The sequence below is a fragment of the Streptomyces sp. NPDC014894 genome, assembly GCF_043080985.1.
GTDB lineage: Bacteria > Actinomycetota > Actinomycetes > Streptomycetales > Streptomycetaceae > Streptomyces.
The window spans coordinates 230,517-244,471 of record NZ_JBIBWD010000005.1; the positions used below are offsets into that span (position 1 = coordinate 230,517).

The following is a 13,955-nucleotide window of genomic DNA, read 5'->3' on the forward strand; positions in this document are numbered from 1 at the left end:
ATGGGCAGATGCCGGCATCTCGCTCATGATCCTTCCATGACCTCACATCTGACGCGCCGTCACCTCCTGGGCGCCGCCGCCCTCCAGACCGCCGCCGTCCTCGGCTTCACCCGGATCGGCCTCTCCTCCGCCTCCGCCGTGGAGCCGCCGGCCGCCGGCCGGGCCCCCGCCGTCGTCATCGGATCCGGCTACGGCGCGGCCGTCGCCGCGCTCCGCCTCGGACAGGCCGGCGTGCGCACCGTCGTCCTGGAGATGGGCCGGCTCTGGGACACCCCGGGACCCGACGGAAAGATCTTCTGTCCCACCATCTCCCCCGACCGGCGCTCGATGTGGTTCCGCACCCGCACCGAGGCCCCGCTCGCGTCCTTCCTCTGGCTGGACGTGGTCAACCGGAACATCGACCCGTACCCCGGCGTCCTGGACCGGGTCGACCACGGCGACATGTCCGTCTACGTCGGCCGGGGCGTCGGCGGCGGCTCCCTCGTCAACGGCGGGATGGCCGTCACCCCGCCCCGCGACTACTTCTCCGAGGTCCTCCCGCAGGTCGACGCGGCGGGCATGTACGCCACCTACTTCCCGCGCGCCCGCCGGATGCTGGGCGTCAACGACATCGACCCGGCCTGGTTCGAGTCGACCGAGTGGTACCGCTACTCCCGGGTCTCGCGCGCCCACGCCCACCGGGCCGGCCTGGACACCGTCTTCGTGCCCAATGTGTACGACTTCGACCACATGCGGCGCGAGGCGTCGGGCGAGGCCCCGAAGTCGGCCCTGGCCGGCGAGGTCCTCTACGGCAACAACCACGGCAAGCGCAGCCTCGACAAGACCTATCTCGCCGCCGCCCTCGCCACCGGCAACGTCACCATCGAGACGATGAGCCGGGCCCGCGCCGTGCACCGCGACGGGCAGGGCTACGTCCTCACCGTCGACCGCTCCGACGTCACCGGAAAGGTGATCGAGACCAAGGAGATCGCCTGCGCCAGTCTCTTCCTCGGCGCGGGCAGCCTCGGCACCACCGAACTCCTGCTCCGGGCCCGGGAGACCGGCGCCCTGCCCGATCTCGACGCCGAGGTCGGACGCGGCTGGGGCCACAACGGCAATGTGATGACGGCCCGCGCCAACCACCTCTGGGACACCGTGGGCGCCCGGCAGTCCACCATGCCCGTGATGGGCATCAACGACTGGAACAACCCGGCCCATCCCGTCTTCGCCGAGATAGCCCCGCTGCCGATGGGCCTCGAACACTGGATCAGCCTCTATCTGGCGATCACCAAGAACCCGGAGCGCGGCCACTTCACCTACGACGCGGCGACCGACGCCGCCCGGCTCAACTGGACCCGGTCGCAGAACCAGCCCTCGGTCAGCGCCGCCAAGTCCCTCTTCGACCGCCTCAACCGGACCAACGCCACCGTCTACCGCCACGATCTCTTCGGCGGCAACCGGGCCTTCGCCGACGACTTCACCTACCACCCGCTGGGCGGCTGCGTGCTCGGCCGGGCCACCGACGCCTACGGGCGCGCGAAAGGACACCCCGGTCTGTACGTGGTGGACGGCTCGCTGGTGCCCGGATCCATCGGCGTCAATCCGTTCGTCACCATCACCGCGCTCGCCGAGCGCAACATGGAGCGGATCATCCAGCAGGACCTGGCCGCCGCCTGACGGCCGAGGGCGCGGGACGGGCCCGTACGGGATCACGGGACCGGCGCGTACCGGACCGTGCGGTACGGGACGGTCCCGTACCGCACGCCGGGTGTACGCGGCGGCTCGGAGGCGTCCTCGCCGGTCAGCGGCCCGCGGAGGAGTCCGTCCGGTAGATCGCCTCGATCTCGTCGGCGAAGTCCTTGGCGACCACATTGCGCTTCAGCTTCATCGACGGCGTGATGTGGCCCGCCTCCTCCGTGAACTGCGAGCCCAGCAGCCGGAACTTGCGCACCGACTCCGCCTTGGAGACCGCCGCGTTCCCGTCGTCCACCGCCCGCTGCACCTCGGCCAGCAGCTCCGGGTCCTCGCGCAGCGTCGCCGCCGTCGAGTCGGCCGGCTTGCCGTGCCCGGCCGCCCACCGGCCGAGGAACTCCTCGTCCAGGGTGATCAGCGCGCCCACGAACGGCCGTCCGTCGCCCACGACCATGCACTCCGCGACCAGCGCGTGCGCCCGGATCCGGTCCTCGATCACCGCCGGAGCGACGTTCTTGCCGCCCGCGGTCACCAGGATCTCCTTCTTCCGGCCGGTGATCGCGAGATAGCCGTCCTCGTCCAGGGTGCCGATGTCCCCGGTGTGGAACCAGCCGTCGGCCAGCGCCTCGGCGGTCGCCTCCGGGTTGTTCCAGTACCCCGTGAAGAGATGCTCCCCGTGCAGCAGCACCTCGCCGTCGTCCGCGATCCGCACCACGGAACCCGGCAGCGGCTGCCCGACCGTGCCGATCTTCTGCCGGTCCGGCGGATTGAACGCGGTCGCCGCGCACGACTCGGTCAGGCCGTACCCCTCCAGCACCGTGAAGCCGACGCCCCGGAAGAAGTGCCCCAGCCGCTCGCCCAGCGGCGCGCCGCCCGAGATCGCGTGCTCGATACGGCCGCCGAGCACCGCCCGCATCTTGCTGAACACCAGCTTGTCGAAGATCCGGTGCTTGATCCGCAGCCCCAGCGACGGGCCCCGCGCCGTGTCCAGCGCCCGGCTGTAGTCGATCGCCGTCTGGGCGGCCTTGTCGAAGATCTTGCCCTTGCCGTCCGCCTGCGCCTTGGACCGCGCCCCGTTGTAGACCTTCTCGAAGACCCGCGGCACGCCCAGGATCAGCGTCGGCCGGAAAGTGGCCAGCTCATCGGTGAGATTGCGGATGTCGGCGACACAGCCCAGCCTGATCGGCGCCATGATCGCGGCCACCTCGACCAGCCGGCCGAAGACATGGGCGGCGGGCAGGAAGAGCAGCACCGAGCACTCGCCGGTACGGAAGAGGGGCTTGAGCCGCTCCACCGCGTTGCCGCACTCCGCGAAGAAGCTCCGGTGGGTCAGCACACAGCCCTTGGGGCGGCCGGTGGTGCCCGAGGTGTAGACGATCGTCGCCGGATCGTCCGCCTTGGCGACCGCGCTCCGCTCGTCGACCGTGGCGTCCGAGACCTCCGCGCCCGTGGCGACCAGATGGTCCACCGCGCCCGCCTCGATCCGCCAGACCTCGCGCAGGGCGGGCAGCCCCTCCCGCACGGACGCCACGGACTCGGCGTGCGCCTCGCTCTCCACGATCGCCGCGACCGCGCCCGAGTCGGAGAGGATCCAGGCGATCTGCTCGGCGGAACTGGTCTCGTACACCGGCACGGTCACCGCGCCGGCGCTCCAGATCGCGAAGTCCAGCAGCACCCACTCGTAGCGGGTGCGCGACATCAGGGCCACCCGGTCGCCCGGCGACACCCCCGCCGCGATCAGACCCTTGGCCGCCGCGCGCACCTCGGCGAGGAACTCGGTCGAGGTGACGTCCTCCCAGACGTCCCCCGCCTTTCTGCCCACCACGGCCACATCGGGGTGCTGGGCGGCGTTGCGGCGGATCAGATCCGTCAGATTGCCGTCCGAAGGGACCTCGTAAAGGGCCGGAAGGCTGAACTCGCGCAAGACTGCTGCTCCTCGTCGGGCGCCGGCGCCACGACTCCGTGGGCGGAGCACCGGTTGCGGTCCAAGATCGGGCAGATGCTCATCCGGGCGGTGAGCACGGCGGGACTGCCCGGACGTTACCCACCAGTACCGCTTCCGGATAGGGGGTTCCGGCCAGATGTTCTCTGCGTCACACGGGTATGACAGGTACTCGCGCAGGGTAGTCCACACCCCCGCTCCGCAGGAAGAACGACCGGCCCGCACCCTCTGTCCAGCGGCCCGCCGCCCGTCCTAGGGTGATCGTCATGCGAGGCACCCGAGTGAATGTGGTCAGCGACGTACACGGCAACGCCCGAGATCTGGCCATCGCCGGGGAAGGCGCCGACGCCCTGATCTGCCTCGGCGACCTGGTGCTGTTCCTGGACTACGCCGACCACTCGCGCGGCATCTTCCCCGACCTCTTCGGCGTCGCCAACGCCGATCTGATCGTCTCCCTGCGCACCGCCCGCCGCTTCGACGAGGCCCGCGAGCTGGCCCGCCGGCTCTGGACCGAACTCGGCGTCGACCGCGACACCGCCATCGAGTCCGCCGTACGCAAGCAGTACGCCGAACTCTTCGCCGCCTTCCCCACCCCGACGTACGCCACCTACGGCAATGTCGACATCCCCGGCCTCTGGCCCGAGTACGCCCGCCCCGGCACCACCGTCCTCGACGGCGAGCGGGCCGAGATCGGCGGCCTGGTCTTCGGCTTCGTCGGCGGCGGACTGCGCACCCCCATGCGCACCCCGTACGAGATCTCCGACGAGGAGTACGCCGCCAAGGTCGAGGCCCTCGGCGAGGTCGACGTCCTCTGCTCCCACATACCGCCCGACGTCCCCGAGCTGACCTACGACACCGTCGCCCGCCGCTTCGAACGCGGCAGCGCCGCCCTGCTCGACGCCATCCGCCGCACCAGGCCCCGCTACGCCCTTTTCGGCCATGTCCACCAGCCCCTCGCCGCCCGGAAGCGGGTCGGCGCGACCGAGTGCGTGAACGTCGGCCACTTCGCCTCCACCGGCCGCCCCTGGACCCTCGCCTGGTGATCCCCGGCCCCCGGCGGACCCGCTCCCGAGGGCCGGACACGGCCGGGACGCGGGGCTCAGGGCGGTGGACGGACGGCCGGACGCGGCGCGATAGCCTGCACATCACACCCTTCATCCCCAGGGCCGTACCGCACTGTTGAGGAGCCGCAGCGATGGCGGAACACACCAGCTCGAGCATCACCATCGAAGCGGCGCCGGCCGACGTCATGGGAGTGATCTCCGACTTCGACCGCTACCCCGAGTGGACCGGCGAGGTGAAGCAGGCCGAGGTGATCTCCCGCGACGCCCAGGGCCGCGCCGAACAGGTCCGCCTCGTGCTGGACGCCGGAGCGATCAAGGACGACCACACCCTCGCGTACACCTGGAACGGCGCCGACCAGGTCAGCTGGACCCTGGTGAAGTCCCAGATGCTCCGCGCCATCGACGGCTCCTACACCCTCACCCCCGTCGGCGGCGGCGACCGCACCGAGGTCACCTACCGGCTGACCGTCGACGTCAAGATCCCCATGCTCGGCATGATCAAGCGCAAGGCCGAGAAGGTCATCATCGACCGCGCCCTCGACGGCCTGAAGAAGCGCGTCGAGAGCGGACCCGCCGCCTGATGCGCAAGGTCCTCGTCACCGGCCTCGGAGGCGCGGGCCGCACCACCGTCGCCGCGGCGACCGCACTCGCCGAGGCCGGACCCGGCAGACGTGTGCTGCTGCTCTCCGCCGCCGACCCCGGCGACATCCTCGGCGCCCCCGTCACCGGCGAGGACGCCCCCGTCACCGGCCGGGACGCCTCCGTCACCGGCGGAGACGGTCTCACCGGCGGGCCCGACCGGATCGCCGAAGGGCTCTGGGCCGACCGCGTCGACGCCGGAGCGGGCTTCCGCGCCGAATTCCTCGCCCTCCAGGAACGCGCCGCCGCCGGCCTCGATCTCCTCGGCACCGCCAGGCTCACCGAGGAAGAGCTGACCGAACTCCCCGGCAGCGACCAGTTCGCCCTGCTGCGCGCCCTCGCCGCCGCCGGGAACGGCGACTGGGACCTGATCGTCCTCGATCTGCCCCCGGTCCGCGAGACGATCGCCCTGCTCGCCCTCCCCGAACAGCTGCGCCGCTATCTGCGCCGCCTCCTCCCGCCCGAACGCCAGGCCGCCCGCGCGCTGCGCCCGGTCCTCGCCCAGCTCGCCGGCGTCCCGATGCCCGCGCGCATGCTGTACGAGACGGCGAGCCGCTGGGACGCCGAGCTGGCCGCCGTGGAAACCCTCATCGCCTCGCCCGACACCGTCCTGCACCTGGTCGCCGAGCCGGGACCGGCCGCCGCGCGCGCCCTGGCCGCCGCCCGCCCCGGGCTCGCCCTGCACGGGCTGCGCGTCACCGCCCTGATCGCCAACCGGGTCCTGCCCCGGCACTCCGCCGACACCTGGCTCGCCGCGCTCGCCGCCCAGCAGGAGAAGACCCTCCAGGAGTGGCAGGGGGAGTGGACCGGGCCCGGCCGGGTGCGCGAGATCCCGCACCTGGGCCGCGACCCGAGGGGCCCGGACGACCTCGCGGCACTCCTCGCCGCCCGCGACCAGGACCATCCGGACCAGGACCGCCCGGACCAGGTCCCGGACCCCGGAGCGGAACAGCCCGGTGACACTCCGCGACGGGTCGAGGACCGGCGCGCCGAGGACGGCACCCTCGTCTGGACGCTCCCGCTGCCCGGCGCGGAGAAGAAGGACCTCGGCCTCGTCCGCCGGGGCGACGAACTGCTGCTGCGCGTCGGACCGTTCCGCAGGATCGTTCCGCTTCCGTCCGCGCTGCGCCGCTGCACCGTCTCCGGCGCGGCCCTCGCCGACGGAGAGCTGAGAGTCCGCTTCACCCCCGACCCGGGGCTGTGGCCCCGCACCCCCTGAACCGGCGGCCCCGAGGGCGCTGAACGGTCCGCGCCCATTCGGGTACCGTCGAGCGTACGAGAGACCACAGCCGACCCTCTGTGCAGGAGTACGCCATGAGCGATGCCACCGAGCGTCCCGACGTCGACGCCGACGCCTGGGCCGAGGCGTGCGCCGAAGACCTCGCCGCCGAGAAGGCGCGCCGCCGCGCCGAGTACGGCCGCCCGCCCGGCTCGGCCGCCGACGAGCTGCGCAAGCTGCTGGGCACGGTCGCCGACAAGGTCTCCGAGTTCCAGACCTCGCTGCCCGGGATGGCGGCGCAGACCGCCGTACAGCAGCTGGTGACCCAGGCCAAGTCCGCCGTCGAACCGGTCATCGAGCGCAACCCCCAGGTCTTCGACCACCTCGCCGCCGCCGGGGGCGAGCTGCTCGCCGCCTACCGCTCCGCCGTCGAGGGGCACGAGACCCGCTGGACCCAGGGCGCGGGCCGTACGAACGGCTCCGCCGGACCCGAGGGCCCGGAAGGCCCCGAGGGCGGCGCGGCCAAGGACTCCCGCGACCCGCGCGACCAGGACCCCGGCCCCGGCGAACAGATCGATCTCGACTGACCCTCCGCCGACCAGGGGAGTCGTCGCACTCGGGTACGGTTGGCCGCAGCGGGGCTCGACCGGGAACTGAGGGACTCATGGGACTCACCATCGGCGTCGACATCGGCGGAACGAAGATCGCGGCGGGGGTGGTCGACGAAGAGGGCGCCATCCTGGAGACACACACGGTGCCCACACCGTCCACCCCGGACGGCATCGTCGACGCGATCTGCGCGGCCGTCGGCGGAGCGAGCCGGGGACACGACATCGAGGCCGTCGGCATCGGCGCGGCGGGCTATGTGGACGACAAGCGCGCCACCGTGCTGTTCGCACCGAACATCGACTGGCGGCACGAGCCCCTCAAGGACAAGGTCGAGCAGCGCGTCGGCCTCCCCGTCGTCGTCGAGAACGACGCGAACGCGGCCGCGTGGGGCGAGTACCGCTTCGGCGCGGGCCAGGGCCACGAGGACGTCATCTGCATCACCCTCGGCACCGGCCTGGGCGGCGGCATCATCATCGGCAACAAGCTGCGCCGGGGCCGCTTCGGCGTCGCCGCCGAGTTCGGACACATCCGGGTGGTCCCGGACGGCCTCCTCTGCGGCTGCGGCAGCCAGGGCTGCTGGGAGCAGTACGCCTCGGGCCGCGCCCTCGTCCGCTACGCCCGGCAGCGCGCCCACGCCACCCCCGAGAACGCGCAGGTCCTTCTCGGCCTCGGCGACGGCACCGTCGACGGCATCCAGGGCAAGCACATCAGCGCTGCGGCCCGCCAGGGCGACCCGGTCGCCATCGACTCCTTCCGCGAACTGGCCCGCTGGGCGGGCGCCGGGCTCGCGGACCTCGCCTCCCTCTTCGACCCGTCCGCCTTCATCGTCGGCGGCGGCGTCTCCGACGAGGGCGAACTCGTCCTCGAACCCATCCGCAAATCCTTCCGCCGCTGGCTCATCGGCGCCCAATGGCGCCCCCACGCCCAAGTCCTCGCCGCCCGCCTCGGCAACCAAGCCGGCCTCGTCGGCGCCGCGGACCTGGCCCGCCAGGGCTAGGGCCCTCGCGGGCCCTGGCGCCACCCTCCCCCTGCGCCTGACGACGCGGGAGGCGCCCCCACCGCATGGACTCATTCCTCCGCCTTGCGACGCACGTCACCAGACCCCGCTCCCTGATCCTGCCTGATCCAACAGGCAGGCCCTTGCCCCCATCCCAGCCAACCCCAGCCTTGCCGGCTGACCCTGCCCCACTCAGCCCCGCCGGCTGACCCTGCCCCACTCAGCCCCGCCGGCTGACCTTGCCCACTCAGCCTCGCCGGCGTTTGAGGTGCGGGGGCTCGGGGGCAGCGCCCCCGACAACGGGCCGTCACTTTGCCCGCTGCCCAAGGCCGACTCCCGCCGGCTGACCTTGCCCACTCAGCCCCGCCGGCGTTTGAGGCGCGGGGGCTCGGGGGCGGCGCCCCCGACGACGGCCCGCAGTCGCGTGAAATCCAGCCTCGCCGGCGTTTGAGGCGCAGGGGTTCGGGGGCGGCGCCCCCGACAACGGCCCGGTGCGGACGGCGAGCCCCGGGCTCCGGGCCCCGGGCCCCGGGGGCGCGCGGGCCCACCGACGTAAGGTGCACGCATGGTCACCGCGCTGCCCAACTCCCGCACCGCCCCGGACGGTTCCCCCACCCTCCGCGTCCTCACCTACAACATCCGCTCGCTCCGCGACGACGAACCCACCCTCACCCGCATCATCCGCGCCTGCGCCCCCGACCTCCTCCTCATCCAGGAAGCCCCCCGCTTCTTCCGCTGGCGCAAGCACGCCGCCCGCCTCGCGGCCAACACCGGGCTCGTCGTCCTCGGCGGCGGAGCCACCGCGGCCGGTCCCCTGCTGCTCTGCTCACTGCGCGCCACCGTCGAGCGCACCGAGGACTTCCTGCTGCCCCTCACCCCGGGCCTGCCCCGCCGGGGCTTCGCCACCGCCGTCGTCCGCTTCGGCGGCGCGCGCGTCGGGGTCCTCAGCTGTCATTTGAGCCTGCGGGAGGACGAGCGCGACACTCAGGCGGGCCTGCTGCTGGACCGGCTCGCCGCCATGGACGTCCCGCACGCCATCGCGGCCGGGGACATCAACGAACCCCCCACCGGCCGGGGCTTCCGCCGCCTCGCCGCCGAACTCCAGGACTGCTGGGCCGTCGCCCCCTGGGGCGGGGAGCACACCTTCCCGCCCGCCGCCCCGAGCCGCCGGATCGACGCGGTCTTCGCGAGCAAGGGCGTCGAGGTGCTGGGCTGCGGCGTCCCGACGGACCTCCCGGGCATCACCCCGGCGGACTTCGGCGCGGCCACGGACCATCTCCCGGTCCTGGCCGCGCTGACCGTGCCGGCCGAGCCGCGCTGACCCAGCCCCGGAGCGGCGCCGGCCGAACGGCCCGCGCCCCCGGCAGCCTCAGCCCGGCCGCCGCCTCAGACCACCGCACCCCGGCCCGGATCGTCATGCTCCTCGTCGTCCCCGGTCGACATCCGGGCCACCAGCGTGACGAACCCGCCCAGGAACCCGCCGACGCACAGCGACGTCAGCCACCAGGTCATCTCCCAGCGGAACAACACGGCGACCAGCATCAGCACCGGCCCGCCGATCACCCCCAGCCAGGCGAACTTCGCCGTCACATCCGCCTCCGGCAGCGGCGGCGGCTCCGGCGGCACGAAATGCCCCTCGTCGCTCTCGTCCAGATCGTCGTCGCTCGGCTCGGCGAGCTTGAAGTCCCGGGGACCGCCGCCCCCGACCCCGGGCGCGAAGGTGATCGAGCTGCCGAGCGCGGGCCGGTCCTCACCGGAGGACTCCGGCTCGGGCTTGGGCTCCGGCTTCGCCTCGGGGCCGGACTTCCCCTCCGGCTCGGGCCCGTCCTTCGGCGTCTTGTTCACCTCGCCCTCGAGAAGAGCGAGATCCTCCACCGACTTGAACGGCTTGGCGCCCGGCGGGTCCGCCGGCTCCTCGCCGTAACCCGCGACGATGGCGGCCCAGGCCGCCTCCTCGTCAATGGGCTGCGGCTCACGGTCCGCGTCATGCTGCTCAGCCACCGGCGCTGCTCCCCTTCGTCCCGACACTTGGAGCGAACCGGCCGACGAACGCGTAACTCTCCTCGAAAATCCGCTCCGCATCGTGGTCCAACGTCGCGACGTGGTAGCTCTGTTCCAGCAGAACCTCCTTGACATCCGTCGAGGAGACCCTGCCGAGGACCCGGGCCGAGTCGGCCGGCGGCACCACATGGTCCTGCGGGCTGTGCAGCAGCAGCATCGGCTGGGTCACCTGGGGCAGCTCGGCGTCGACCAGCCGCAGCAGATTCCGCAGCGAGTGCGCGGCCCGCACCGGCACCCGCTCATAGCCGACCTCCCTCGCGCCGGGCTTGGCGATGTCGTTCGCCACCCCCGCCGTCGAGCGGACGAGGTGCCGGAGCACCGGGAGCGCGGCCGCGGCCGCGCCGTGCACCTTGTTCGCCGGATTGACCACGACCACACCGCGCACCGCGTCCCCGTGCTTGGCGGCCAGCCGCAGCGTGAGCGCCCCGCCCATGGAGAGCCCGAAGACGAAGACCGCCGAACAGCGCGCCAGCAGCTCCCGCAGCTCCCGGTCCACCTCCGCGTACCAGTCCTGCCAGCCGGTGAGCTGCATGTCCTGCCAGCGGGTGCCGTGTCCGGGGAGCAGCGGCAGGGAGACGGTCAGCCCGCGCTCCGCCAGATATTCGGCCCAGGGGCGCAGGGACTGCGGGGAGCCGGTGAATCCGTGACAGAGAAGGACGCCGACCTCTCCGCCCTCATGGCGGTACGGCTCGGCTCCGGGAAGGACCGGCACCGGGGTCTCCTGTTCTGTGGCGTGAAGCGGGGGACGGAAAGCTCCAGGGTGTATCTCACCGTACGCGACGGGGCTGACACCGACCAGATCCGCAGCCCCTCCGGCGCGGGGATACCCGCCCACCTCGGGTTAAGGTCTGTTCGACAGCAATAGGAGGCATTCGAGTTGATCTACGGCGCAATGAAGTTCTCTCTTGGAGGCTCGCTGAAGCTTGCCTTCAGGCCCTGGGTGGAGGGTCTGGAGAACATTCCCGCCGATGGCCCGGCGATCCTCGCGAGCAACCATCTCTCGTTCTCGGACTCCTTCTTCCTGCCCGCGGTCCTGGACCGCAAGGTCACCTTCGTGGCCAAGGCGGAGTACTTCACCTCCCCCGGGGTCAAGGGCAGGCTCACCGCCGCCTTCTTCAAGGGCGTGGGGCAGCTCCCCGTCGACCGCTCGGGCGCGCGCGGCGCGGCCGAGGCGGCGATCAAGGCCGGTATCGAGGTCGTGCGGGGCGGCGGACTCTTCGGCATCTACCCGGAGGGCACCCGTTCGCCGGACGGCCGGCTCTACCGGGGCAAGCCGGGCGGCCTCGGCCGGGTCGCGCTGGCCACGGGGGCTCCGGTGATCCCGATCGCGATGATCGACACCGAGAAGATCCAGCCCCCCGGCAAGGTGATCCCCAAGCTGATGCGCCCGGGCATCCGGATCGGCAAGCCCCTCGACTTCAGCCGCTATCACGGCATGGAGGAGGACCGTTACATCCTGCGCTCGGTGACCGACGAGGTCATGTACGAGATCATGAAGCTCTCCGGCCAGGAGTACGTCGACATCTACGCCACCGTCGCCAAGCGTCAGCTCGCCGACGCGGAGAAGGCGGCGAAGGCGGCGGCCAAGGCGGAGAAGGCCGAGAAGGGCGAGAAGGCCGAGTCGGCGGACGGTCCGGAGGAAACCGAGGCGACAGCCGGGCCGGAGAGCGAAGGCCGGGGGCACACCCCCGGCGAGGGGGACGGCGGCGGCGCGGGAGCGACGGACCGCCCGGCCGCGTAACGGCGGCGTTCGGTCTGGGGGGACGGACACGTGGGGAAACCGGCCAAGCGCGAGCGGGTCGTACGGATGTCGGTCGAGCTGCCGCTGTGGCGCGCGCTCGCCGCCTACCGCGTACTGACCATGAGCTACGCGGTGCTGCTCTTCGCCTTCCACCAGGAGCGCTTCGAGCGCCCCTGGATCGCGGCGGGCTTTCTGGCGGTGATGGCCGGATGGACGCTGGCCACCCTGCCCCGGGTGCTCGGCGCCGACCGCTGCACCAAGCGCTTCCTCGGCGCGGACCTCGCCGTCGCGCTCACCGGCATCCTGCTCACCCCGCTCGCCGACGCCCACGCCCAGCAGGCCGACGGCCCGACGCTGCCGTCGATCTGGACGGCCGGCTCGGTGCTGGCCTTCGCGCTCAAGGGCGGCTGGCGGTGGGCGGGCTTCGCCTCGTCCTTCGTCGCCGTCGCCAACATCGTCCAGCGCGGCGAGCCCAGCCGGGACACCGTCCACAATGTGCTGCTGGTCTGGATCGCCTCCATCGCCATCGGATACGTGGTCGAGGTGGCCCGCGCCTCGGAGCGCACCCTCGCCCGCGCCCTGGAGATCGAGGCCGCCACCCGCGAGCGGGAGCGGCTCGCCCGGGACATCCACGACAGCGTGCTCCAGGTGCTGGCGATGGTGCAGCGGCGCGGTACGGCGATCGGCGGGGAGGCGGCCGAGCTGGGCCGGATGGCGGGGGAGCAGGAGATCGCGCTGCGCGCCCTGGTCTCCTCGGGGCCGGTGCCCGCCGCCCGTACCGCCGCCGACGACACGGCCGGGACGGCCCGTACGGTCCTGGTGAACGAGGAGCCCGGCGCGGACGGCGGCTCCGGCGACTGCGATCTGCGCTCGCTCCTCGCGCACTGCGCGGGTCCGGCGGTCACCGTCGCCGAGCCGGGCGCGCCCGTGATGCTGCCGGCCGCCGCCGCGCGGGAGCTGGCAGCCGCCGTCGGGGCCGCGCTGGACAACGTCGAACGGCACGCGGGCGACGGCGCACGGGCCTGGATCCTGGTCGAGGACTGGTCGGACGAGGTGATCGTCACGGTCCGTGACGACGGTCCGGGCATTCCGGAGGGCCGGCTCGCCCAGGCGGAGGGGGAGGGGCGGCTCGGCGTCGCCCTCTCGATCCGCGGACGGCTGCGGGAGCTGGGCGGCTCGGCCGAACTGATCTCGGTGGCGGGCCAGGGCGCCGAGGTCGAGCTGCGGGTCCCGCGACCCGCGAAGGCTCCCAAGAACCAAGCGAAGGCTGCACAGTCTCCCCGGGGGAAGGCGGACGAGAGATGACGGACCAGACGGACGGCCGGACGGTCAGAGTGATGGTCGTGGACGACCATCCGATGTGGCGGGACGCGGTCGCCCGCGATCTCGCCGCGGCCGGCTTCGACGTGGTGGCGACGGCGGGCGACGGACGGCAGGCGGTGCGCCGGGCCAGGGCCGCCGTGCCCGAGGTGCTCGTCCTCGATCTCAATCTGCCCGAGCTGCCCGGGGTGCGGGTCTGCAAGGAGCTGGTCGGCGCGCTGCCCGCGTTGCGCGTCCTGGTGCTCTCCGCCAGCGGCGAGCACGCGGACGTGCTGGAGGCGGTGAAGTCGGGGGCGACCGGCTATCTGCTGAAGTCGGCGAGTACGGAGGAGCTGGTCGACGCCGTGCGGCGGACCGCCGTCGGCGACGCGGTCTTCACCCCGGGGCTGGCCGGTCTGGTCCTCGGCGAGTACCGCAGGCTCGCCTCGGAGCCCGTCCCCGCCGCCGGGGCCGACGAGCCCAAGGCCCCCCGGCTGACCGACCGGGAGACCGAGGTGCTGCGGCTGGTCGCCAAGGGGCTCTCGTACAAGCAGATCGCGGAACGGCTGGTGATCTCCCACCGCACCGTCCAGAACCACGTACAGAACACCCTCGGAAAACTCCAGTTGCACAACCGTGTGGAACTGGTGCGCTACGCGATAGAGCGCGGACTGGACGACGTCGACGTCTGACCACTCGTTCGGGTGTACGGC

General features: G+C 72.7%; 13 protein-coding genes. 10 read left to right on the plus strand and 3 right to left on the minus strand.

Going from position 1 to position 13,955, the window contains the following annotated elements; all coding sequences use genetic code 11:
* Positions 1-36 precede the first annotated feature (36 nt).
* Positions 37-1,656 (plus strand): GMC oxidoreductase, encoded by a 1,620-nt coding sequence (locus ACF089_RS14665; RefSeq protein ID WP_392026055.1) that lies wholly within the window; start codon positions 37-39, stop codon positions 1,654-1,656.
* Positions 1,657-1,780: 124 nt separating this feature from the next.
* Here the strand turns inward: ACF089_RS14665 and ACF089_RS14670 are convergent, their stop codons facing one another.
* Entirely contained in the window at positions 1,781-3,595 is a 1,815-nt protein-coding gene (locus tag ACF089_RS14670) for an AMP-dependent synthetase/ligase (RefSeq protein WP_392026057.1), read from the minus strand.
* Between the two features lie 284 nt (positions 3,596-3,879).
* Here ACF089_RS14670 and ACF089_RS14675 point away from each other — a divergent pair, with 284 nt between their 5' ends.
* From ACF089_RS14675 to ACF089_RS14700, 6 genes are all read left to right on the plus strand, one after another.
* On the plus strand, positions 3,880-4,656 hold the full coding sequence (locus ACF089_RS14675; protein ID WP_392026059.1) for a metallophosphoesterase: 777 nt from the start codon (positions 3,880-3,882) through the stop codon (positions 4,654-4,656).
* 152 nt (positions 4,657-4,808) lie between these two features.
* Positions 4,809-5,258, plus strand: a complete 450-nt coding sequence (locus ACF089_RS14680) for an SRPBCC family protein (RefSeq protein ID WP_392026060.1) — start codon at positions 4,809-4,811, stop codon at positions 5,256-5,258.
* Positions 5,258-6,535 (plus strand): ArsA family ATPase, encoded by a 1,278-nt coding sequence (locus ACF089_RS14685; RefSeq protein ID WP_392026062.1) that lies wholly within the window; start codon positions 5,258-5,260, stop codon positions 6,533-6,535. The genes ACF089_RS14680 and ACF089_RS14685 overlap by 1 nt, the downstream gene beginning before the upstream one ends.
* Positions 6,536-6,630: 95 nt before the next feature.
* Positions 6,631-7,122 carry a DUF5304 domain-containing protein gene (locus ACF089_RS14690; protein ID WP_392026064.1) on the plus strand — a complete coding sequence of 164 codons (492 nt, stop codon included), beginning with the start codon at positions 6,631-6,633 and terminating at the stop codon, positions 7,120-7,122.
* A gap of 77 nt (positions 7,123-7,199) precedes the next feature.
* Positions 7,200-8,141 (plus strand): ROK family glucokinase, encoded by a 942-nt coding sequence (locus ACF089_RS14695; protein WP_392026065.1) that lies wholly within the window; start codon positions 7,200-7,202, stop codon positions 8,139-8,141.
* 565 nt (positions 8,142-8,706) lie between these two features.
* A complete protein-coding gene (locus tag ACF089_RS14700) occupies positions 8,707-9,462 on the plus strand; it encodes an endonuclease/exonuclease/phosphatase family protein (protein ID WP_392026067.1) in 756 nt (251 codons plus the stop codon).
* A 65-nt stretch (positions 9,463-9,527) separates the two neighbouring features.
* Here the strand turns inward: ACF089_RS14700 and ACF089_RS14705 are convergent, their stop codons facing one another.
* Together ACF089_RS14705 and ACF089_RS14710 are read right to left on the minus strand one after the other, a co-directional pair.
* Positions 9,528-10,142, minus strand: a complete 615-nt coding sequence (locus ACF089_RS14705) for a hypothetical protein (RefSeq protein WP_392026069.1) — start codon at positions 10,140-10,142, stop codon at positions 9,528-9,530.
* Positions 10,135-10,914, minus strand: coding sequence for an alpha/beta hydrolase (locus ACF089_RS14710; RefSeq protein ID WP_392026071.1), 780 nt, complete (start codon positions 10,912-10,914; stop codon positions 10,135-10,137). Before ACF089_RS14710 ends, ACF089_RS14705 begins: the two co-directional genes overlap by 8 nt.
* Before the next feature lie 180 nt (positions 10,915-11,094).
* Between ACF089_RS14710 and ACF089_RS14715 the strand changes: the two genes are divergently transcribed.
* The 3 genes from ACF089_RS14715 (at position 11,095) to ACF089_RS14725 (ending at position 13,934) form a co-directional block, all read left to right on the plus strand.
* Complete coding sequence (locus tag ACF089_RS14715) at positions 11,095-11,943, plus strand: lysophospholipid acyltransferase family protein (RefSeq protein WP_392026073.1); 849 nt, start codon at positions 11,095-11,097, stop codon at positions 11,941-11,943.
* 66 nt (positions 11,944-12,009) lie between these two features.
* On the plus strand, positions 12,010-13,248 hold the full coding sequence (gene macS, locus ACF089_RS14720) for a MacS family sensor histidine kinase (protein WP_392026453.1): 1,239 nt from the start codon (positions 12,010-12,012) through the stop codon (positions 13,246-13,248).
* Positions 13,245-13,934, plus strand: a complete 690-nt coding sequence (locus ACF089_RS14725; protein WP_392026075.1) for a response regulator — start codon at positions 13,245-13,247, stop codon at positions 13,932-13,934. Before macS ends, ACF089_RS14725 begins: the two co-directional genes overlap by 4 nt.
* Positions 13,935-13,955: the final 21 nt, after the last annotated feature.

What these genes read in the sequence shown, in the direction of transcription:
- ACF089_RS14675 (WP_392026059.1), top strand. Translation starts at nt 3,880, where the DNA reads ATGCGAGGCACCCGAGTGAATGTGGTCAGCGACGTACACGGCAACGCC.
- ACF089_RS14690 (WP_392026064.1), top strand. Translation starts at nt 6,631, where the DNA reads ATGAGCGATGCCACCGAGCGTCCCGACGTCGACGCCGACGCCTGGGCC.
- macS (WP_392026453.1), top strand. Translation starts at nt 12,010, where the DNA reads ATGTCGGTCGAGCTGCCGCTGTGGCGCGCGCTCGCCGCCTACCGCGTA.
- ACF089_RS14715 (WP_392026073.1), top strand. Translation starts at nt 11,095, where the DNA reads ATGAAGTTCTCTCTTGGAGGCTCGCTGAAGCTTGCCTTCAGGCCCTGG.
- ACF089_RS14725 (WP_392026075.1), top strand. Translation starts at nt 13,245, where the DNA reads ATGACGGACCAGACGGACGGCCGGACGGTCAGAGTGATGGTCGTGGAC.
- ACF089_RS14665 (WP_392026055.1), top strand. Translation starts at nt 37, where the DNA reads ATGACCTCACATCTGACGCGCCGTCACCTCCTGGGCGCCGCCGCCCTC.
- ACF089_RS14700 (WP_392026067.1), top strand. Translation starts at nt 8,707, where the DNA reads ATGGTCACCGCGCTGCCCAACTCCCGCACCGCCCCGGACGGTTCCCCC.
- ACF089_RS14680 (WP_392026060.1), top strand. Translation starts at nt 4,809, where the DNA reads ATGGCGGAACACACCAGCTCGAGCATCACCATCGAAGCGGCGCCGGCC.
- ACF089_RS14685 (WP_392026062.1), top strand. Translation starts at nt 5,258, where the DNA reads ATGCGCAAGGTCCTCGTCACCGGCCTCGGAGGCGCGGGCCGCACCACC.
- ACF089_RS14695 (WP_392026065.1), top strand. Translation starts at nt 7,200, where the DNA reads ATGGGACTCACCATCGGCGTCGACATCGGCGGAACGAAGATCGCGGCG.